Here is a 19,576-nt window from a genome sequence, read left to right as displayed (position 1 = left end):
TGCATTTGGATTATAATTATTATCGGTACACTATTTTTATTTTACAGAATTGAGGTGAATATATGAGCTGGAAAGGTTTAGTAGCAGGTCTTGGCGTTGGGTTCGCAGCTGGTTATTTCGTTGCAAACAAAGTACAAGAACAATCCCATATTTCTTCAGAAAAAGCATTGAAAATGGTGAAACAAGCATTAAGTCATAAAGGTGAAATTACTGGCTCTTGGGTACATATGGTTCCAGAGACATTTGAAAAATATGATGTAGCATACGAAGTTTATCGCGGCGGTCTTACAACAATGTTGGATGATATACAAGAACGATTTGAATTTTTAGTTGATGCAAAAACAGGCACTGTTTTAGAGGTTATAGCTGCATAAAAAGAGGTTTCCCATTAGGTGAACCTCTTTTTTTTGAAGAATCGAGGATATTGCTTGAAATTATATCAGCGATTTTTCGAATATATCAGCGCAACTCAAATTATATCGGCGATTTTTCAAATATATCGACTTACCGACAAAATCCGACAATAAAAAAGGAGGCTGCTCCAACCAATATTGTTGAACAACCTCCTCTTTTTAAGCTTCTATACTCGTTTTCCGCTCTATTTTTTCTACGATATGCCCTTCCTCATTCCACTTTACGGCACGGTAATATGCATCATGATAAAACGTAAACCAAGCTTCTTTCTCAGCACCATACTTCATCCACTTTTGTTTATGTTCAATCGATGTCATTGGATAGTCATCGTAAGCCATTACCCATAATACATTTTGATGTGCGTGCGTCGGCAACAGATCTGCTAAATGAAGCATCGTTTCACCTTGACTTTCAAGGACGACAACGGCATGTCCATCACTATGACCACCCGTATGCGCCATTTTTATTTCATCCGTAATTTCTATTTCTTGCTGAAAGGTAACAACTTTATCTACAATCGGCTCCCAATTTTCCGTCCAGTATGTATTACGCGATCTAATATTTGGATTCCTCATTTCATTCCATTCCGTTTCACTTACGTAAACTTTCGCATTCGGAAACGTCGGCACAAGGTGATCTCCTTCCCGCCTTGTTAAACCAGATGCATGATCGAAATGAAGGTGCGTCATTAAGACGTAATGAATATCTTCAGGCTTTAGACCCAGTTTTTCTAACGATTCGTAAACCGATGATTCTTCTGTTACACCTTGATTTCGCTTCATTTTCTCATTCAACTTACCGTTTCCTATTCCAGAATCAATAAGCATGTTTCCTTCTTTCGTTTGCAAAAGTAACGGATCTGTTCGTAAATAAATATGGTTTGTATCATTATGTTGATATTTGCGTGACCAAAGTACTTTCGGCACAACTCCAAACATTGCACCTCCATCTAAATGTGTATTCCCACCTTTTAGCCATGTCACTTTTATATTTCCAATTTGTAGCTGTTCCATCTTTCATCCCCCTTTCCCTTTAATATTAACATAAAATTCTGATTTTTTTAGTTACAAAAAACCTATGCATTACTGCATAGGTTCTGTGCGATATTTCGCTTCAACTCGGTAAATACGATGACCTTTACTGGAGAATTTCTCTTCGTATTCTGTCATAATGTTTCCTTCATAATCACTATTATGAAGATCTAGGCTAAGGTAAGTTAATAACATACCATACTCAGCCATACTCATAAGAGAGTATTCAAATAGGCCTTGGTTATCAGTTTTGAAGTGAATTTCTCCGCCCTCTACTAACACTTCCTCATAATTGCGTAAAAATGTTTTATACGTTAAACGACGTTTCGTGTGACGATTCTTCGGCCATGGATCTGAGAAGTTTAAATAAACGCGGTCAATTTCACCTTTTGCAAAGAAAACTTTTAAATCTTCAGCATCTTTATTAATTAACTTTAAGTTCGGTAATTCTTCTTCAATTAATTTATCAAGTGCATCTACAACAACACTTGTGAATTTTTCAATTCCAATATAATTAATATGTGGATTCGCTTTTGCCATATCATACATAAAGCGGCCACGTCCTGTACCTACTTCAATATGAATTGGTTGTTCATTTCCAAATAATTCTTTCCAGTTACCAGCGCGCTCTTCTGGGTTTCCGATTACGATATGTGAATATTCATTAATTCGATCCATTGCATAAGGTTTATGTCTTAAACGCATAGATGTCTCCCTCTCTTTACAAAACTATTTTAAAGGAAAAATTCCTTCTTTCTGTTTTAATCAATCTATCAAACAAAAAACCAAGCACGTACGAGCACTCGGTCCGTTTCTTTCAAGTATAAGATGTACCATTTTGATAAAAACTACATAAAGCATTAAACATTCCATGACGAAACAGCTTTTTCTCTTACATTTCCAGTGAGAGAAAAACACTCGAAAGGATGATCCGTTCATGCCAATTAATCAACAGCATCAATTAGAAGTGTTAAAAGATATTTTAGTCAACCATCAAAGTGATTGCTGCGGGACAGTTTCTGAATGCGAGCAATTAGAGCGCCTCATTCAATCGTTACTCGCAAACGATAGTATAAGTAGTGACGCTAAAGCAATGCTAAACGATGTATATTCTTATAGTCAATCGGGTAAATCTTCCTCTAATTTGGACAACCATATTTCCAATAATCAAGAACAACTTACTCAGTGGATTGCTGGAATGGACAATTTTTCTTAAGTATTATTCTGAAGCAAGTAGTTGCTGTAAATATTGATGCCAATATTTAGCTTCTGCTTGCTGCTTTTTTGTTGTGTGCCATTGAATAGACAAAATCGTTTGTGCTATAACATACCATCTCATACGCCTAAGCAATGATTCATCTAGTTCAACATCATAATATCCGAGCCACTCACTCCATTCATGACGCGGAACATACCAATATAATAACATACCAAGGTCTAAAGCTGGGTCAGCAATCACAGCTCCATCCCAATCAATTAAAAACAATTCATCTTCATCCGACAATATCCAATTGTTATGGTTTACATCACAATGGCATACAACGAATTCATCGTACTCAATATCTTTTAATGACTCTGTTAAATATTGAAGACCTTGCTGAATTGTTTCATCAACTCTTATATCTCCTCTTAAAACAAGTTGTAATTGTTGTAATAACTCTTGCGCATGAAGCGGCTGCTTTCCTAGCCTTTGAATCATCTGCACAAGCGCTTTAGAGGAGTGTATTTTCTTCAAAAGTTTCGCAACACGTTCTAGTTTCATATCCTCTGGCTCTAACTTCTGTCCCGGAAGCCATTTTTGAGCAGAAATTACATCACCGTTCGTTACCCTTCTTGTCCAAAGTAATTTTGGAACAATTCCTTCTGCTGACAATACCGCTAAAAAGGGCGATGTATTCCGCTTTAAAAATAACTTTTGTTGTCCGTTTTGCGCAATATATGCATCGCCCGTTACTCCACCAGCCGGTATAAGACTCCACTCTTTTCCTAATAATTGTTCCAACCATTCCATATTCATTACCCGTTAACAAATCCTTATCTTTTATAGTTATGAAAAGAAAAACCGCAACATTTCTACACATGTTGTGGATTCATATATTTTACTGTAGTTGAATGAAAAGAAAACTTGGCATAAGCCGAAAACAGGATAAATCCCCTGCTCTTCTAGTTTATTTTACAAAATCACTCATAGAATGACAACTTATCAAAATCGTCACCTTTGTCAATTCTACATTTATTATATTCTCACCGTCAAGTAGCGATTTGTCACATTATCGCCAATATATACGTGCTAGTTGGAGCCATTTGAAGTTCCTTTCCTCTAAATGAAGAAATTGGCTGTATTTTGGCTTGCTTTTCGTTTACTAATACATGCCACGTTTCTTCTTTTGGGAGCTGAACTATTTCATTTTGCAAACCGCTATTGAATAGCACAACAATCTCTTTCCATGGTCCGAAAGATTCTACATTTCGCAAATGGTATGCAAGTGCTTCCTTTGATGTTTGTAAAAAAGTCATATGCTTTTTTATAAGATCAGCGCTTTTTAATCGGAATGCCCCATGCTCCTTCCGAATCGCGATTAAACCTTTTATATAATTAACTGTCTCCATCTCTGTTTCTTTTTGATCCCAATCTAATCGATTGATTTCATCATTTGCATTATAACTATTTTCGTTTCCTAGCTTCGTACGATAAAACTCTTGCCCTGCATGTAAGAAAGGAATCCCTTGCGAAAGAATAACTATTGCAGTTGCTAATCGATGACGTCTTTTCAAAACTTCTTCTGATTCTGGATTACTTTGCACTAGTTTATCCCACATCGTCATATTATCATGACATTCTACATAGTTAATGCTTTGCATTGGCTCTAGGAACAATCCTGTTTCTTTCATACTTAAAAGGCTACCAGCTACTATATACTGCAAATGATTACAGTCTACATGCCCACCGAATGCAAAGCCACGTTTATTTATATTAAAAGTACTTCCTTTTATTCCATCACGAAATTGATCATTAAACTGTGCGATACATGGCATTTTATTCGCGTTATTTAACGTGGCTTTCTCTTCAAGAGGAAGGGGTGTTTGTAAATCCCATCCTTCACCTAATAACAACGCATCATGCTTTATTTTTCGCACTTCTTTTTCTAACACATTCATCGTTTCAACATCTAAAATTCCCATTAAATCAAATCGGAATCCATCAACATTGTATTCAGTAAGCCAATATAGAACAGATTCTACAATAAATTTCCTCATCATTTTCCGTTCAGATGCTATATCATTTCCAACTCCCGTCCCATTAGAAGGCATACCATCTTCACCATGACGAAAATAATATCCCGGGACAAGCTTTTCAAATGACGATAGCTCTCTTTCATACACATGATTATATACAACATCTATAATCACCCTCATGCCGTACGCATGAAATGTTTCAATCAGTTGTTTACACTCTACAATCCTGTTATACGGGTCCGAAGGGTTTGTAGCATAAAATCCCGTTGGTGCATTGTAATATAGTGGATTGTAACCCCAATTGTATGCGAAGGAAGGGTTCGCCTCATTTACACCACCGAAACAATGTAAAGGCAATAGTTCAACATGTGTAACACCTAAATCTTTTATGTGAGATAATCCCGTTAACGTCCCATTTTGTCCCGTTGTCCCCTCTTCCATCAACCCTTTATATGTTCCTTTTTGATTCACTCCACTGCCCTGATGAATAGTCGCATCACGAACATGCAGTTCATACAATATGGCATCTGTCATTGACTGTAATGGTGGTAATTCCTCTCGTTTTGTTACATGCGTCTTTTCCAAATCGATCACAACGCCGTATTTCCCATTTGCAGTCACCGACTTTGCGTAAGGATCTACCGCTTCATTCCATATTAAATTAATACAAACAAGAAATGTATATTGCGCTCCATCTAAATCACCTTGTAATGTATGAGTCCAAACTCCATTTTCTCCTCTGTACATTTCATGATCGGTATATTCTTTATCACTTTTATAAATTCTTACTTTCGCAAGCCTTGCAGTTGGAGCCCATACTTTAAATGTTGTTACTTCTTTTTGATGTACAGCACCTAAATCTGTACCTTCGTAATAATACTTTTCATCAAAAATTGCGGTTCGAATCACAGCGCCTATTTGTAAATCCGTTTCTTCGTTCCGTTCATCTCGTACTGTATAATATTTCCCCACATCTAGCGGCTCTTCTATAAAGCACTCATACTTCGTTGCATCCGGAAGCGCAATCGTCTGAGCAATCGGTAAATCTTTTACATTGGTTCCTTCTTGCAAACGAAATGTCCGACTTGTTCCGTACGCATGTGGGAGCAAAATTGTAATTTTATTCATTTCATCTAAATAGGCATCAAATGGACGTTTTACTTTCAACATAAAAAAATCACCATCATTCTCAAAATTAAAATAAAGTAAATCTTTAATTAGCCCCCACTAACCGGACAGTTGCGGGATAAAATGAGTTGCAAATAATACGGTTTTTCTTATCAACAAGACTCTATACAGTAAATCCATTATTCTCTATAGTATATTCACCTGTATAAAAAACGTTTTCATACATTCTATTTTTGTAGTTTTATTTCAGCAATCGATTTATACTTCGGCATTTCCTTCACGTGAGATTCGTATAAAGTGATCGTATCCGCTTGAAATGATATTTCAGGCACTTCTTTTATATGTTCTAAATCAAACAGTTCTTCTCCTACCCATTTACGGGCAACAGTAATATGCGGATGATATGGGCGTGTTTCTAGAGAAAATCTATTTTCTTCACAAATGGCATGAACTTGCTTTTGTAACTGAAGCAAATCGTGATTCTCACTTACCTTCGCCCAAAAAATACGGGGCTGATCTTCCCTACCAAACGTTGAAAACCCTTGTAACGTGAAAGTTAGTTCTTTTGTTTCTTTAAGTGTTTGTAATCCATTCTTTATTCCTGCTAACTGTTCCTCTGTCGCACTTCCTAAAAAGGAAAGGGTAATATGATAGTCTTCTTCATGCACCCACGAGCGAAATGGTAATTCATCTTTCATTTCCTCTTTATAGTTAGATAGCACTTCTTTTATATGATTTGGTAAAGTGATTGCGACAAAATAATGCAGATCCATTTACATCGTCTCCTTCCTTTTATTGTTGCTTTTCTTTCTTTTCTCATTCAGCTAAAAAGAAGCCGCCCTCTAAAGTAGAGAGCGGTCATTATTTACATATCTCTTATTTCGCTAATTCATGAATTGCTTGAGCGTAAATCGCTGTTGCTTTTAATAAGTCTTCAATTTCAATGTACTCATCTTTTTGATGCGCAAGTTCTTCTTTTCCAGGGAATAGCGGGCCAAATGCAACGCCAGCTTTTAATGAACGAGCATAAGTACCACCACCGATTGCTAACAATTCAGCTTTTTCACCTGTTTGTTCTTCATATACGCGTTGCAAAGTACGAATTAATACATGATCTTTATCAACGTGATGCGGGCGAGAGTTCGAATAATCCGCCACTTCAAATCCATGAGTACCGACATATTCTTTTAACTTTGCAATCATTTCTTCAAAGTTAGTCGTAACTGGATAGCGTACATTTAATCCTAAATTACCACCGTTTTCTTGCGAATAAGACAGGCGACCAACATTAACTGTTAACGGGCCGCTAATATCGTCTTTATAAGCAATACCAGCTTTCTCGCCCAAAAAATCCCCTGTAAATGTTTCTGTTACAAACGATGCAAACGAAGCCCCTTTTCCATCAAGAGAAACTTTCGTTAAGCAGTTCGCCAATAATAAACCTGCATTTTCTCCCTTTTCCGGAGTAGATCCGTGAGCTGAAATCCCTTTGATTTGTAACGTCACCGTATTTCCTTCTACAATTGCTTTACCCATTTTTTTAGCAGTTTGTAAATACTCTTCATATGCTACTGTAAGTGCATTTACATCTTCTCCTGTAATAATCGCTTCTGCATAATCAGGAACCATATTCAAACGACGACCTGACTCAAATGAAATCAGCTTAAATGCGCCTTCTTTCTCTTCGCTACCATTTTGAACAACTTGTATGTCAGAAATTCCTTTTTCCGCATTAATAATTGGAAAATCTGCATCTGGTGCAAAACCGATTGTTGGCATTTCTTCATTTTTAAAGTAATGATCTACACACTTCCAATTACTTTCCTCATCTGTTCCTAAAATCATACGAACACGTTTAGAAAGAGGTAAGCCTAATTCTTTTACAATTTTCATTGCATAATAAGCTGACATTGTCGGCCCTTTATCATCAATCGCACCGCGTGCAAAAATCTTCCCGTCGCGAATATCCGCACTATACGCAGGAGTTGTCCAGCCATCTCCTTCTGGTACAACATCAACGTGACAAAGGATACCTACTAATTCTTCTCCTTGTCCCATTTCAAGATGGCCTGCATACCCTTCTAAATTTTTAGAAGCAAAACCTTCAGCTTCTCCTTTATGTAACATGAAAGATAAAGCTTTTTCTACACCTTCACCGAATGGTGCGCCCTCTTTCGCTGATTCTTCTTCCCATACACTTTTAATTTGCAAAAATTGTTGTGTATCACGAATTAAATCATCTTTTCGTTTCATAACTTCTTCTGTCCAATTAATCGTTGACATCACGCATCCATCCTTCACTATATTATCTCTTTCATCATAGCAAACCGAAATCTCTTATGCCATACATGAAAACCTAATAACGAACAATTGTAATATTTCAGATATTTCTCATTAGTTTTTCTTTTATTTTCTCAAAAAAATTTGCAGGAATTTGGCGTTTTACGTAGAAATTTATGAGTTAGTTGACTGACAAAATATACAATGTCAACTACCAATATTTTTCTATATGAATATTTGTTAAACTTTTGTAAAATTTAAGTAGATTAAAGCATGAATTTTATCATGTAGAGTACAATGGTAGTAACGACCTTCTTTCCTGAATGGGGTCAAAAAAACTAGTAGAGGAGTGGTTTTCTCTTGAAACCTACAACTACTCGTATGCTAACACGCATTAAATCGATTTATATGTACATCAATGAAAACGGTACGGTAACAACGAAAGACCTTGTAGATGAGTTCGGGATCACACCGCGAACGATACAACGTGATCTAAATGTGTTGCAGTTTAATGAACTCGTGTATAGCCCTTGCCGCGGCAAGTGGACAACGACAGGAAAGAAAGTGAGAATGACCTCATAACAAAAAAATAATTGTATGTAAATAAATACATACCCCTTTCTAACTCATTAGAAAGGGGTCTTTTCTATGCTCTGAAATTGGCGTTACTTTTCGTTATCTACTTGATATGTTTTTAACATTTCTACTTCTTCATCTGTTAATTCACGATATTGCCCAAGTTCTAACTCTTCATCTAGCACTAAAGGTCCCATCTCTGTTCTCTTTAAGTACACTACTTTTTTCCCTACCGCTTCAAACATACGCTTCACTTGATGGAATTTTCCTTCTGTAATCACGAGCTCAATTTCAGAAATATCATCACTTTTTAAAATTGTAAGTTCGCCTGGCTTCGTTTCATAGCCATCTTCTAAAATAACACCTTTAGCGAATTCTTTTACATCCTCTTCCGTTACAACTCCTGAAACGTGTGCATAGTATTTTTTCGGCACATGCTTTTTCGGAGATAATAGTTGATGCGTTAACTTCCCGTCATTTGTAATCAATAAGAAACCTTCTGTATCAATATCAAGTCTCCCAACAGGGAATGGATCAAAAATCGCATCTTCTAATTCTAATAAATCTATTACCGTTTCGTGGTTATCGTCTTCTGTCGCTGAAATAACACCTTGTGGTTTATGCATCATTAAATAAACAAACTCTTTATATTCCACAACTTCACCGTGAATCATAACCTCTTGCTCTTCTACATTCACATGAAACTTCGGATCTTTCACTGGCGTTCCATCAATTTTCACAACGCCGTCTTTCAGTAATTTCTTTACTTCTTTTCTACTTCCGTGTCCCATGTTCGCTAATAATTTATCTAATCTCATGTTCTTCACCTTCTTTATTTATCATAAGAAAAGGGGACGTATTTACGCCCCTTTTGATTTCAACTTTATTTTGAATCGACTACCAAGTTTACGCTGGATTTTCTCTAAAGCTTCTCCGCCAAATACTCTCTCTAGTACTCCTGTGCGAATCGCTAATACTACGTAAACAAGTCCACCAATACCTGCACAAATCGCAACTGTAATAAGAGCACCAATACGGCCATCAGGCGAAATCATGAAGGATAGAAGCCATTGTGATAGTTTTACAGCAATAACCATTACAAGTGTTAATATTGCAATTTGGAATGTTCTCTTATATACAACACCAAATGAATAGTTTGCATGTTTTTTGATTTGTCTATTCGTATACCATACAGAAACTAAGAAGCCGACTGCAGTAGCCAAAATCGCCCCAACTGTACCGAAATAACGAATAAAGATTACGTTACATACAAATTTCAAAATAACACCCATAACAAGTGCGACAATCGCATGTTTTTGTTGGTTAATCCCTTGCAAGATTGCTGCTGTTACTGTGAATAAAGCGAATAACAACGCAACTGGCGCATACCACATTAATACTTGTCCACCTAGTGGATCTGAATCGTAGAAAGCAGTATAGATTGGGTACGCAAGTGTAGAAATACCGATAACTGCTGGCAATGTTAAAAACATATTTGCCTGGAATGTTTGTGTAATTTGTAATTTTAAATAACGGTATTGCTTTTCAGTAAACGACTTTGTAATCGCTGGTACGAGCGTTAAACTAAACGCTGTTGCAAGTGATACTGGAATCATAATTAATTTATGCGTCCACATCGTGAAAATACCAAGTGCTCGCTCTGCGATATCTCCTTGACCAATCGCCTGCATAATAGAGTTAAATGTCAATGTATCAATTTGTTGATATAAAGGAATTGTTAATCCAATTACAACGTAAGGAATTGCATATGCAAACAACTCTTTAAACAATTGAGCGGTACTTACCGTCGATTCTGGTACAGTTTGCTCAATTAAATATTGATCCAAATATTTTTTACGTTTTAACCAGTACCAAATTAATACGCCAAGTGCTCCAACTGCTGAAACAAATGCAGCAAATGTCGCAACCCCAACTGCCGTTGCTACTGTACCGCCAAGTATTTTAATAACGATGAAACTACCCGCTAATAAAAAGACGATACGAATAATTTGCTCAATAATTTGTGACACCGTAGTCGGTCCCATCGATTGGTGACCTTGGAAATAACCACGGATCAAACTTGCTGCCGGCACAACAATAAGCGCAAAACTTACGAGGCGAATAATCGTCGTAACTTCTTCGATCTTATTTTGTAAACTTTGTTTACCAAGCATTGCTTCCGCAAATAATGGTGCGGTCATGTATAGAACTAGGAACGAAAGAACTCCGGTTACTATCATCATAACCATTCCTGAGCGGAACATTCTCCGGCTCGTTTTATAATCGCCAAGTGCATTATATTTGGAAACAAACTTCGAAACAGCAAGCGGCACCCCTGCCGTTGCAATACTTAAAAATATCGTATATGGAATGTATCCATATGTATAGAGCGTTCCGCCTTCTGTGCCTACTAATGCATGAAACGGAAAGACGTAAATCATGCCTAAGAACTTTACTAAAAATGTCCCTAACGTCACAATAAGCGTTCCGCGCAGAAATTTTGAATCGGACATACAAAAATCCTCCTACATCTAGATAAAGTGAAACTATTACTAGCAGGAGACTCCTCTCCTACTCCTTATTAGTTGAACCATTCGAGCTTTTACGGGCCAGTGACCTCCCTTTTTACTTCTCTTAAGTCTTAAGGTTTTAGTCTTATTGCCCACAAATAGCAGGATAGTGCTGAACTCTAACTTTTGTATTGTACCACAATTCTCCCATCAAGCAGTACTTCACCCTATTTTTCTTTTAAGAGAAAACATGCTATTCTTTTAGGCAGGAAATGTAGAAAATGAGGTCGATATATTATGTATTATGATGTTATTGTCATCGGTGGCGGTCCTTCTGGGCTAATGGCTGCAATCGGTGCTGCAGAAGAAGGCGCAAGCGTCTTACTTCTTGATAAAGGAAATAAGCTTGGACGTAAACTTGCGATTTCTGGTGGCGGTCGTTGTAACGTAACAAACCGTCTACCACTTGATGAAATCGTTAAACATATACCAGGAAACGGGCGCTTCTTATACAGTGCTTTTTCTATTTTTAATAATGAAGATATTATTACATTCTTCGAAAATCTAGGTGTTAAATTAAAAGAAGAGGATCATGGTCGCATGTTCCCTGTATCAAATAAAGCGCAATCTGTTGTAGATGCACTTTTAACACGATTAAAAGACTTAGGTGTAAAAATACGTACGAATACACCTGTTGAAACAATTGAATATGAAAATGGTCAAACGAAAGCAGTTGTATTACAAACAGGCGAAGTGTTAGAAACGAATCACGTCGTTATCGCTGTTGGCGGAAAATCAGTTCCTCAAACTGGTTCTACTGGAGACGGATACGCTTGGGCGGAAAAAGCTGGTCATACAATTACAGAATTATTCCCAACAGAAGTACCAATCCTTTCAAACGAACCATTTATCCGAGACCGTTCATTGCAAGGTCTCGCTTTACGAGACGTAAACTTAAGTGTATTAAACCCGAAAGGAAAAGCTATCATTTCTCACAAAATGGACATGCTCTTCACTCATTTCGGCTTATCTGGTCCTGCTGCTCTTCGTTGTAGCCAATTCGTTGTGAAAGCACTGAAAAAGTTCAAAACGAATACAGTGCAAATGAGCATCGATGCATTGCCAGAAGAAAATAGTGAACAACTATTCCAGCGCATTCTGAAACAAATGAAGGAAGATCCGAAAAAAGGAATTAAAAACGTTTTAAAAGGTTACGTTCCTGAGCGTTACTTCCTATTCTTATTAGAAAAAAATGAAATTGACGGTAGCGAACAAGCTGGACAAGTTTCTCATGAGAAGATTCGTGCACTTGTGAAAGACTTTAAAGAATTTACTGTGAATGTAAATGGTACGCAGTCAATTGAAAAAGCATTCGTTACTGGCGGCGGTGTCTCCGTTAAAGAAATTAATCCGAAAGAAATGTCTTCTAAATTCACGAATGGCTTATACTTCTGCGGAGAAGTTCTTGATATTCACGGTTATACTGGTGGCTATAACATTACATCTGCCCTTGTTACCGGTCGAATTGCCGGAACAACAGCTGGACAAAATGCGAAAATGCACCTATAAAAAAGAAACAGGGCTTCCTGTTTCTTTTTTATAGGTGCATGAAATTATATAAGCGATTCTGCAAGATATATCAGCGATTCCTCAAATATATCGACTTACCGACAAAGAACGACAAATCCCCTTCCTTCTAAATTCCCATTGCTTTTTTGTTGCTTTATATACCTTAGTACCTTTATATTTTATATTGTTGAATATTTAAAAAAGGGTAAGGGGAAAACAAATGAGGAAAAAAGTCATGATGTCTTTAATGCTAATGACGTTTCTTTCTGCGGTAGAAGGAACGATTGTTAGTACAGCAATCCCTCGTATAACGAGTGATTTGTCAGGCGTCGAACTTGTTAGTTGGGTATATGCAATTTATATGCTTGCAACAGCTGTTTCGACTCCTATATACGGAAAATTAGCTGATTTATTCGGCCGTAAAAAAGTTCTGCTCATCGGAGCAACCATCTTCTTAATCGGTTCTGCACTTTGCGGAGTCGTTACATCAATGGAACAATTAATCTTCTTCCGTGCTCTTCAAGGTATAGGTGCTGGCGCTGTTATGCCAATTACTATGACAATCATCGGTGACTTATATGACGAAGCGAAAGACCGCGCGAAAGCACAAGGCTGGATAAGTGCTGTTTGGGGTGTATCTGGTGTTATCGGACCATTAGTAGGAGGATTTTTAGTTGATTGTCTTTCATGGCGTTACATCTTCTTCTTAAACATTCCATTTGGAATTATCGCTTGCTTAATGATTGCCATCTATTATAAGGAATCAGTTAAGTCGTCTAAGCAACATATCGACTACCTAGGTGCAACTGTCTTCTCATTAAGTACAATTGCTTTACTATATGCATTATTAACAGGTAGCAGTAAGCAAAACTGGGGAGATATTACAATTATCGGCCTATTAATCTTTGCCGCTATTTCATTCATTATTTTCTTATACATCGAGAAAAAATCTCCGGAACCATTAATTCCGCTAGCACTTTTCTCTAACCGTACATTATCTACGATAAACATATTAACGCTTATTGCTGGCGCAATGATTATTAGTATTACTGTATACCTTCCAATTTGGAGCCAAGGTGTTTTAGGAAAAAATGCGACAGAGGCTGGACTTATTTTAATGCCGATTCCTGTTATGTGGACATTCGGTGCTATGTTCTCTGGTAACTTAGTTGGTAAATTAAAAACGAAACAAATTATTTTACTTGGAGCTAGCATATTAACAGTTGCTACCTTCTTATTATTTACATTATCAACAGAGTCACCATCATTCCTTATTTATGTGGCAGTCGGATTATTCGGCTTAGGAATGGGGCTTGTTACACCAATTTACATGGTCACAATCCAAGCAACTGTACCAGCTCATTCACGCGGAACGGCAGTCGGTTTAAACACATTTATTAGTACATTTAGTCAAACGCTAGGCGCTGCAATTTTCGGCACAGTCTTCAATACGATGATTCATGCACGTGGTATTAAAAATCTTGATCTTGTATCTTCTAGCGGACATGGGGGAGCTACAGCAAGCGTAGCAACCGAATCGCAATACGCACTAGCAGCAAGTGTACACGTTATTTATATGAGTACTTTCGTATTAGCAGTATTAACTTTAATTATTGCTTGGCTCTTATTAAAGCCAGCTAAACAAACAAGTGAGCAATAATAAAAAGGATGACCATTTGGTCATCCTCTTTTATTTTTCATTCTCCACAATATGCTTAAGCATGGACAATTTATTATCCCAAAATCGTTCATAATATGAGAGCCACTGCTGTAATTCCTCTAACGGCTCCGGTTGCAAACGATATATCTTCTCTCTCCCGTTTTTTCTTCCACTCACTAAATTCGCTTCTGAAAGGATATGAAGATGCTTTACAACTGCAGTACGGCTCATTGGAAAATGGTCTGTTATTTTAGAAATTGGTAACTCTCTATCACTTAATAACCGTAATACTTCTCGGCGGGTTGGATCAGCAATTGCTTGAAATACATCATATTTCGCTGCTGACGAAGACATTTAACCTTCAACAACCTTTTTCAGTTTTTCATTTACAATCGCTACCCAGCCGCCGCTCATTCTATCGCGAATAATAGAGCTCTTCGCATTCGCTTTCGGAAGGATTTCATCAGGATGTTTCCAGCCACCGTGAATTAACGTAAATTCTGTTTTGTTATCTCCTAAGTCCTTCAAATCAAATGATACAACCCAGCCATCTGTATCCCATGAGAAAGATAAATGGTTTGGCTCATCAATTTCTAACACTTTACATGGTGATGGTCCAAATGGTGATTGCACATGAAATTCATGACCTACCTCTAATTCGAAATTATTTGGCATAAACCATGATGCAATCCCTTCTGCAGTTGATACTATATTCCATACTTTTTGAATAGACGCGTTAAAAACGATTGTTTGTTTAATATCATTTAATGTATTTTGTTGTTCCATTTTCATTCTCCTCTATTCGGCGCAAAAAATAACACCTTTTAGTTTCATTTTTGATAATATAACACCATTTGGTTACATGTCAAGAAAGGCTATGTTCACTGTTGAGAAATTCTCAACATTTTTTCAACAGGACAAACACCCTCTCAGCATTCCCTCATAATATACTCACAAAGGCAATAAAAAATAAAAACTTCTCTCAATATGAAACTCCATCATTCATATTGAAAGAAGTGCCTTACTTATATCACGCGTACTGTGTCTCGCCTCCTTCCCTCAGGGACAATACGTGAGATATGAAAAATCAGAAGGAATATGCCCACCATTTGAGTAGGTAGTTATTTCTCTTCTCCTCAACATTTCCTTAGGAGCGAAATGACTACCGACTCACTTTTTTAAACAAAAATAAAAAGGGGATGTAAGCTATGTTCTATTGCATTAATTGTTCTGAAATTCACCATGAAAAACATCCGAATGATAAAGTATTCAAAAACGGTTTTTATATTGATCCATTTTTAGGTGATCGTTATCACCTCGGTATGTGTACTGATGCTCAGGAGCATGAAACAGGAGAAATTCTTTTAACAGCAAAGAAAACAGGCGCAACACAATCTATTATGAATATTTTACCGACACATGTTGTCCCAACATAAAGCATAAAAAAGAGCTGGCTCCCCAGCTCTTTTTTATGCTTTATAAACAATCATCGCTGAAAAACAATAAATTTGATTTTCATCATCATTAATCGAAACACCAACTTGATACTTTATATCTACAAAATTTCCATCATCAATTTTTTTTAAAAACACATTTACAGCGTCTTCTAAGTCTTTTTCGTGACTTTCATCAAACACTTTCACACGAATCATGTTAACACCATCCTAGATCGCAGCCCTCCGCCGCTTGATTATTGCCACGGTGCGTATCTATGATGCGATAAAACTTTCCATTTTCATGTATATATCCGTCTTCTAACACATATTGTTTATCTTCAGTATAGACATAAAACTTACCTATCATAAATTTACTCGTATATAATTCCAAATAATTTGATCTAAATTTAGCTACAACTTTATTTGTAATATCAATTTTTATTGTGTGTCCCACCTTCTCTCCCTCCTTTGCAAAGAACGGATTTAGGTATATTGTATTAGCGATTTTACATTTTATGCTTAAAAATAAGTGGATATGCCTTCTTTCTGCGCCTGTACTATTTTTCTAAAAAAGTCACCTATATTTATTTCACATAAAAGCGCAAAAAAATACATAAAAAAAGACCTTTACCATATTGACTCGAATGTATTCAATGTGGTATTATATAAAATTTGACATTTTTATCTAAGTGTGTTATCATTAAAGATGGTTACCACATATGGAGGTGGATGATTTGTTTCAAATTGGTGATAAAATCGTTTATCCAATGCACGGTGCAGGGATCGTCGAAGCGATTGAGGAGAAAGAAATATTAGGTACTTCGCGTCAATATTGTGTGATACGCATCCTTAGTAAAGATATGCAAGTAATGCTTCCGATGGATCAATTACAAAAATCAGGTATACGTTATATCGTCGATAAAGGTACGTTAGATGGTATACTTCTTGAATTTCATCATGGGGAATCAGACCCCTCACTTTCCTGGAAACAAAGATATACAATGAATATGGAAAAAATGAAGAACGGCAATCTTCAAGATAGTGCAGAAGTTGTTCGTGATTTACTTCGTCGCAATAAAGAAAGAGCATTAAATGCGAGCGAAAAACAAATGCTAGATAATGCGCGCAAAATGGTTATTAGCGAAGTTGCGCTCGTACAGAATGTTTCAGAACATCAAGCAACAGAATTTCTTCAAGATACAATCAATCATTAATTTTAAAAATAGCTGACCGCTATTTTTTTTTTGCTTAAAAAGGCCAAAGAGATTTATCTCTTTGGCCTTTTCATATTATCCACGCCCAGCTTGAAACGATGGGTATAAAGTCATTCCACCATCTGCAAATAACGTAATTCCAGTTACGTAACTCGCCTCTGATGAAGCGAGCCAAGTTGCTACTGCTGCGATTTCTTCAGGTTTTCCAATGTAGCCCATTGGTATCATACTTTCTACGTCAGAACGCTGCTTTGGATCAGCAAACTTTTCGGCATTAATCGGCGTATTAATTGCACCTGGTCCAATATTATTTACTCGAATACCTTTTGGCGCATATTCTAACGCTAACGTTTCTGTCATAAGTTTAATACCGCCCTTACTTGCTGCATAGTGCACGAATAGTGGCCACGGAATTTTCTCATGAACACTAGACATATTAATGACAGATCCTTTAATGTCGTGTTCCACAAAATATTTAATCGCTTCACGACTTCCTAAAAAAGCGCCTGTTAAATTTGTATTGATTACTTTATTCCAATCTTCTAACGGCATTTCATGCGACGGTACCGCGTTTTCTATCCCTGCATTATTAATCATAACGTCGAGCGTACCAAACTCTTTCACAGCAGATTGAATGAGATTCACAACATCTGCCTCTGCCGTCACATCACCTTTTACAGCAATCGCTTCTCCGCCTACTCTTTTAATTTCTTCTAACACATCATTCGCTTCTGACTCTCGTGAGCGATAGTTAATAACCACTTTCGCTTTCTCCTTAGCAAATCGTACTCCCATCGCTCTACCTAAACCAGTTGCTGATCCTGTAATAACGACGACTTTCCCTTCTAAATCACTATACATTTCAATGCCTCCTTATCCTTTTGCAATCCCTAACATAATTCCGGCTGCGATAATAAAAACGATACCAACAACGATACCTGTTAATTGACGTTTCGTTTTCTTTTCACCTAATATAAGAATCCCGCCAAGCGTCGAAATAATAATTCCCATTTGTGATAGTGAAAAGCTTGTTGCAACTCCGACACGCGGCTGTGAAATAAATAAAAACATATTTCCAGCTGCCCAAATTAATCCTGGAATAATATTTCGTATCGCATATTTATTAAATGGATGATGTTTAAACGTAAGTAAAATGCCTCCTAACACCATACCAACTGCTTGTGGTAATAAAGCCGACCAACCATCTACGTTAAATAGCCTAATAACTACTACGTAAACTAAATAACCGACTGTTGAAATTAATAAAATTATGATGCCCCTTTTAAAATTTGCTGCTTGCTCTGCATTTTTTTCTTCTTCATTTTGAAGTGATGTTAAAATAACACCGATAATAATACAACCGAGCGCCAAAACTCCAAGGACGACTGATATTGTCGTGGACCACTCATGAAATACGATGACTCCAAATAAAGTCGTCGCAACTAATTGAAGTCCTGTTGAAATTGGCATCGTCCTCGAAACACCCATTAAATCAATACTTTTTAATTGATTCGCCTGACCAAGTGCCCAAAATAAACCTGATACAATTCCAACTCCAATAACAGTAGGAGTTAATACTGGCTTCACAAAAATATAAACAACAATCGAGAAAATAAGTGCACCAAATGTTGTACCGAGCGTTTGACTATACGGTCCTCCGCCGAGTTTCACGTTAAATAGCACAATACTCCCCCAAAATATAGCTGGTAAAATCGCTAAAAGTATATCCATCGCTCATTACCTTTCTTTACTAAATATCATCAGTTATCGCTCTACACCATTAGAGTGTGCTTTCATTTTTTCCTTCGCTCGTGCGCAAACCTTTTCTGCAATCGCACTAGACACATTTTTTTCTCGCTCTACTTTCTTTATCTTAATGTGATCTAAATTGTCTTCCAAAGTAAGTGTAACTTTGTCATTCGGCGGATTATGCGCCCCTTGAAATGTAAGAAATTGTAGCGTCACTTCAAATCTAGGAACAAATTCATCTTTCTTGCCTAGACGCTTTATATTTGTAACTGAATCACATTCATACTGATCTTCTGTCGCTTGCCTTATAACTGAGTAATATCGATTAAGTAGTGCACTCTCTAAAAGTTGTTCCTTCGATTCTTTCGCCCAAGAATAGCTTGGAGAAGAGAAAAAAATAGAACATATCATTGTAATCATTACACATATTTTTTTCATAATTCCCTCCTTGTTCTATAAGTTAGTGTTCTCAAAATGCCCATAAAAAAACGACTTTTCCTATTTAGGAAAGTCGTTTTTTCTAGTACAAATCCAATATTAACCACCGCTCACCGGTGGTATGAGTGCAACTACATCACCAGATTGTATCGTATCATCTTCATTTGCATATTCTTCATTAATCGCAACCATAATTGGCGCTGATACTGGTACATTATATTCCTTCGCGACAATATCTTTTAACTCTGCAACCGTAATATTTTCTTTCTCTATTTGTAATTCACTTGTTCCTGCTTCTTCTTGCAAGTTCGCAAATAACAATACTCGAATCATA

General features: G+C 36.8%; 23 protein-coding genes. 7 read left to right on the top strand and 16 right to left on the bottom strand.

Going from position 1 to position 19,576, the window contains the following annotated elements; genetic code table 11:
• The first annotated feature begins 62 nt into the window (after positions 1-62).
• Entirely contained in the window at positions 63-374 is a 312-nt protein-coding gene (locus JDS80_RS11955; RefSeq protein ID WP_000118537.1) for a PepSY domain-containing protein, read from the top strand.
• Positions 375-572: 198 nt separating this feature from the next.
• On the opposite strand, the gene JDS80_RS11950 is transcribed toward JDS80_RS11955, so the two are convergent.
• Entirely contained in the window at positions 573-1,427 is an 855-nt protein-coding gene (locus tag JDS80_RS11950; RefSeq protein WP_071748365.1) for a YtnP family quorum-quenching lactonase, read from the bottom strand.
• A gap of 69 nt (positions 1,428-1,496) precedes the next feature.
• Positions 1,497-2,150, bottom strand: coding sequence for a tRNA (guanosine(46)-N7)-methyltransferase TrmB (trmB, locus tag JDS80_RS11945; protein WP_199638557.1), 654 nt, complete (start codon positions 2,148-2,150; stop codon positions 1,497-1,499).
• 232 nt (positions 2,151-2,382) lie between these two features.
• Here trmB and JDS80_RS11940 point away from each other — a divergent pair, with 232 nt between their 5' ends.
• Positions 2,383-2,661, top strand: coding sequence for a YtzH-like family protein (locus JDS80_RS11940; protein WP_001122236.1), 279 nt, complete (start codon positions 2,383-2,385; stop codon positions 2,659-2,661).
• 3 nt (positions 2,662-2,664) lie between these two features.
• Here the strand turns inward: JDS80_RS11940 and JDS80_RS11935 are convergent, their stop codons facing one another.
• The 4 genes from JDS80_RS11935 to pepV form a co-directional block, all read right to left on the bottom strand.
• Positions 2,665-3,462, bottom strand: coding sequence for a phosphotransferase family protein (locus tag JDS80_RS11935; RefSeq protein ID WP_002077574.1), 798 nt, complete (start codon positions 3,460-3,462; stop codon positions 2,665-2,667).
• A gap of 248 nt (positions 3,463-3,710) precedes the next feature.
• Positions 3,711-5,852, bottom strand: coding sequence for a type I pullulanase (gene pulA, locus JDS80_RS11930; RefSeq protein ID WP_199638556.1), 2,142 nt, complete (start codon positions 5,850-5,852; stop codon positions 3,711-3,713).
• Positions 5,853-6,037: 185 nt separating this feature from the next.
• Positions 6,038-6,583, bottom strand: coding sequence for an RNA 2',3'-cyclic phosphodiesterase (gene thpR, locus JDS80_RS11925; RefSeq protein WP_071748368.1), 546 nt, complete (start codon positions 6,581-6,583; stop codon positions 6,038-6,040).
• 103 nt (positions 6,584-6,686) lie between these two features.
• Positions 6,687-8,093: a dipeptidase PepV gene (gene pepV / locus JDS80_RS11920; RefSeq protein WP_199638555.1), complete on the bottom strand. Its 1,407-nt coding sequence runs from the start codon at positions 8,091-8,093 to the stop codon at positions 6,687-6,689.
• Positions 8,094-8,450: 357 nt separating this feature from the next.
• Here pepV and JDS80_RS11915 point away from each other — a divergent pair, with 357 nt between their 5' ends.
• On the top strand, positions 8,451-8,672 hold the full coding sequence (locus JDS80_RS11915; RefSeq protein ID WP_000805512.1) for a DeoR family transcriptional regulator: 222 nt from the start codon (positions 8,451-8,453) through the stop codon (positions 8,670-8,672).
• A gap of 83 nt (positions 8,673-8,755) precedes the next feature.
• On the opposite strand, the gene JDS80_RS11910 is transcribed toward JDS80_RS11915, so the two are convergent.
• Together JDS80_RS11910 and JDS80_RS11905 are read right to left on the bottom strand one after the other, a co-directional pair.
• Entirely contained in the window at positions 8,756-9,484 is a 729-nt protein-coding gene (locus tag JDS80_RS11910) for a pseudouridine synthase (RefSeq protein ID WP_001234930.1), read from the bottom strand.
• 42 nt (positions 9,485-9,526) lie between these two features.
• Positions 9,527-11,179: a putative polysaccharide biosynthesis protein gene (locus tag JDS80_RS11905; RefSeq protein ID WP_199638553.1), complete on the bottom strand. Its 1,653-nt coding sequence runs from the start codon at positions 11,177-11,179 to the stop codon at positions 9,527-9,529.
• A 294-nt stretch (positions 11,180-11,473) separates the two neighbouring features.
• Here JDS80_RS11905 and JDS80_RS11900 point away from each other — a divergent pair, with 294 nt between their 5' ends.
• Both JDS80_RS11900 and JDS80_RS11895 read left to right on the top strand, forming a co-directional pair.
• Entirely contained in the window at positions 11,474-12,745 is a 1,272-nt protein-coding gene (locus tag JDS80_RS11900; protein WP_199638551.1) for a BaiN/RdsA family NAD(P)/FAD-dependent oxidoreductase, read from the top strand.
• A 220-nt stretch (positions 12,746-12,965) separates the two neighbouring features.
• On the top strand, positions 12,966-14,405 hold the full coding sequence (locus JDS80_RS11895) for an MDR family MFS transporter (protein WP_199638549.1): 1,440 nt from the start codon (positions 12,966-12,968) through the stop codon (positions 14,403-14,405).
• A gap of 30 nt (positions 14,406-14,435) precedes the next feature.
• Here JDS80_RS11895 and JDS80_RS11890 read toward each other — a convergent pair whose 3' ends face one another.
• Positions 14,436-14,759, bottom strand: a complete 324-nt coding sequence (locus tag JDS80_RS11890) for an ArsR/SmtB family transcription factor (protein ID WP_071748373.1) — start codon at positions 14,757-14,759, stop codon at positions 14,436-14,438.
• Positions 14,760-15,191 carry an SRPBCC family protein gene (locus tag JDS80_RS11885; protein ID WP_199638547.1) on the bottom strand — a complete coding sequence of 144 codons (432 nt, stop codon included), beginning with the start codon at positions 15,189-15,191 and terminating at the stop codon, positions 14,760-14,762.
• A 422-nt stretch (positions 15,192-15,613) separates the two neighbouring features.
• On the opposite strand from JDS80_RS11885, the gene JDS80_RS11880 reads away from it, so the two are divergent.
• The gene (locus JDS80_RS11880) at positions 15,614-15,841 is read left to right on the top strand and encodes a DUF3973 domain-containing protein (protein ID WP_000498999.1); all 228 of its coding nucleotides are present in this window, start codon (positions 15,614-15,616) and stop codon (positions 15,839-15,841) included.
• 33 nt (positions 15,842-15,874) lie between these two features.
• Here JDS80_RS11880 and JDS80_RS11875 read toward each other — a convergent pair whose 3' ends face one another.
• Both JDS80_RS11875 and JDS80_RS31435 read right to left on the bottom strand, forming a co-directional pair.
• A complete protein-coding gene (locus tag JDS80_RS11875; protein WP_000621746.1) occupies positions 15,875-16,057 on the bottom strand; it encodes a sporulation protein Cse60 in 183 nt (60 codons plus the stop codon).
• 1 nt (position 16,058) lies between these two features.
• The gene (locus tag JDS80_RS31435; RefSeq protein ID WP_071748375.1) at positions 16,059-16,295 is read right to left on the bottom strand and encodes a DUF2553 family protein; all 237 of its coding nucleotides are present in this window, start codon (positions 16,293-16,295) and stop codon (positions 16,059-16,061) included.
• Between the two features lie 265 nt (positions 16,296-16,560).
• Between JDS80_RS31435 and JDS80_RS11865 the strand changes: the two genes are divergently transcribed.
• Positions 16,561-17,055, top strand: a complete 495-nt coding sequence (locus JDS80_RS11865; RefSeq protein WP_083595994.1) for a CarD family transcriptional regulator — start codon at positions 16,561-16,563, stop codon at positions 17,053-17,055.
• 75 nt (positions 17,056-17,130) lie between these two features.
• Here the strand turns inward: JDS80_RS11865 and JDS80_RS11860 are convergent, their stop codons facing one another.
• The 4 genes from JDS80_RS11860 to moaD all read right to left on the bottom strand — a co-directional run bounded on the left by JDS80_RS11860 (position 17,131) and on the right by moaD (position 19,575).
• Positions 17,131-17,916: a glucose 1-dehydrogenase gene (locus tag JDS80_RS11860; protein ID WP_071748377.1), complete on the bottom strand. Its 786-nt coding sequence runs from the start codon at positions 17,914-17,916 to the stop codon at positions 17,131-17,133.
• A gap of 12 nt (positions 17,917-17,928) precedes the next feature.
• Entirely contained in the window at positions 17,929-18,786 is an 858-nt protein-coding gene (gene glcU, locus JDS80_RS11855) for a glucose uptake protein GlcU (RefSeq protein ID WP_071748378.1), read from the bottom strand.
• A gap of 33 nt (positions 18,787-18,819) precedes the next feature.
• A complete protein-coding gene (locus JDS80_RS11850) occupies positions 18,820-19,242 on the bottom strand; it encodes a DUF3888 domain-containing protein (RefSeq protein ID WP_071748379.1) in 423 nt (140 codons plus the stop codon).
• 99 nt (positions 19,243-19,341) lie between these two features.
• Positions 19,342-19,575 (bottom strand): molybdopterin converting factor subunit 1, encoded by a 234-nt coding sequence (moaD, locus tag JDS80_RS11845; protein ID WP_000621795.1) that lies wholly within the window; start codon positions 19,573-19,575, stop codon positions 19,342-19,344.
• Position 19,576 lies beyond the last annotated feature (1 nt).

The sequence above is a fragment of the Bacillus cereus group sp. N8 genome (assembly GCF_016483685.1).
Lineage (GTDB): Bacteria > Bacillota > Bacilli > Bacillales > Bacillaceae_G > Bacillus_A > Bacillus_A proteolyticus.
Note: the sequence above shows the minus strand (reverse complement) of the source record. Positions and strands in the feature narration are given on the sequence as shown.

Bases quoted from the DNA above. Each gene is read 5' to 3' on its own strand.
- JDS80_RS11880 (WP_000498999.1), top strand. From the start codon at position 15,614: ATGTTCTATTGCATTAATTGTTCTGAAATTCACCATGAAAAACATCCG.
- JDS80_RS11940 (WP_001122236.1), top strand. From the start codon at position 2,383: ATGCCAATTAATCAACAGCATCAATTAGAAGTGTTAAAAGATATTTTA.
- JDS80_RS11860 (WP_071748377.1), bottom strand. From the start codon at position 17,916: ATGTATAGTGATTTAGAAGGGAAAGTCGTCGTTATTACAGGATCAGCA.
- moaD (WP_000621795.1), bottom strand. From the start codon at position 19,575: ATGATTCGAGTATTGTTATTTGCGAACTTGCAAGAAGAAGCAGGAACA.
- JDS80_RS11885 (WP_199638547.1), bottom strand. From the start codon at position 15,191: ATGGAACAACAAAATACATTAAATGATATTAAACAAACAATCGTTTTT.
- glcU (WP_071748378.1), bottom strand. From the start codon at position 18,786: ATGGATATACTTTTAGCGATTTTACCAGCTATATTTTGGGGGAGTATT.
- JDS80_RS11865 (WP_083595994.1), top strand. From the start codon at position 16,561: ATGGAGGTGGATGATTTGTTTCAAATTGGTGATAAAATCGTTTATCCA.
- JDS80_RS11875 (WP_000621746.1), bottom strand. From the start codon at position 16,057: ATGATTCGTGTGAAAGTGTTTGATGAAAGTCACGAAAAAGACTTAGAA.
- JDS80_RS11850 (WP_071748379.1), bottom strand. From the start codon at position 19,242: ATGAAAAAAATATGTGTAATGATTACAATGATATGTTCTATTTTTTTC.
- pepV (WP_199638555.1), bottom strand. From the start codon at position 8,093: ATGTCAACGATTAATTGGACAGAAGAAGTTATGAAACGAAAAGATGAT.
- JDS80_RS11900 (WP_199638551.1), top strand. From the start codon at position 11,474: ATGTATTATGATGTTATTGTCATCGGTGGCGGTCCTTCTGGGCTAATG.
- JDS80_RS11935 (WP_002077574.1), bottom strand. From the start codon at position 3,462: ATGAATATGGAATGGTTGGAACAATTATTAGGAAAAGAGTGGAGTCTT.
- JDS80_RS11895 (WP_199638549.1), top strand. From the start codon at position 12,966: ATGAGGAAAAAAGTCATGATGTCTTTAATGCTAATGACGTTTCTTTCT.
- JDS80_RS11950 (WP_071748365.1), bottom strand. From the start codon at position 1,427: ATGGAACAGCTACAAATTGGAAATATAAAAGTGACATGGCTAAAAGGT.
- pulA (WP_199638556.1), bottom strand. From the start codon at position 5,852: ATGTTGAAAGTAAAACGTCCATTTGATGCCTATTTAGATGAAATGAAT.
- JDS80_RS11910 (WP_001234930.1), bottom strand. From the start codon at position 9,484: ATGAGATTAGATAAATTATTAGCGAACATGGGACACGGAAGTAGAAAA.
- trmB (WP_199638557.1), bottom strand. From the start codon at position 2,150: ATGCGTTTAAGACATAAACCTTATGCAATGGATCGAATTAATGAATAT.
- thpR (WP_071748368.1), bottom strand. From the start codon at position 6,583: ATGGATCTGCATTATTTTGTCGCAATCACTTTACCAAATCATATAAAA.
- JDS80_RS11890 (WP_071748373.1), bottom strand. From the start codon at position 14,759: ATGTCTTCGTCAGCAGCGAAATATGATGTATTTCAAGCAATTGCTGAT.
- JDS80_RS11905 (WP_199638553.1), bottom strand. From the start codon at position 11,179: ATGTCCGATTCAAAATTTCTGCGCGGAACGCTTATTGTGACGTTAGGG.
- JDS80_RS11955 (WP_000118537.1), top strand. From the start codon at position 63: ATGAGCTGGAAAGGTTTAGTAGCAGGTCTTGGCGTTGGGTTCGCAGCT.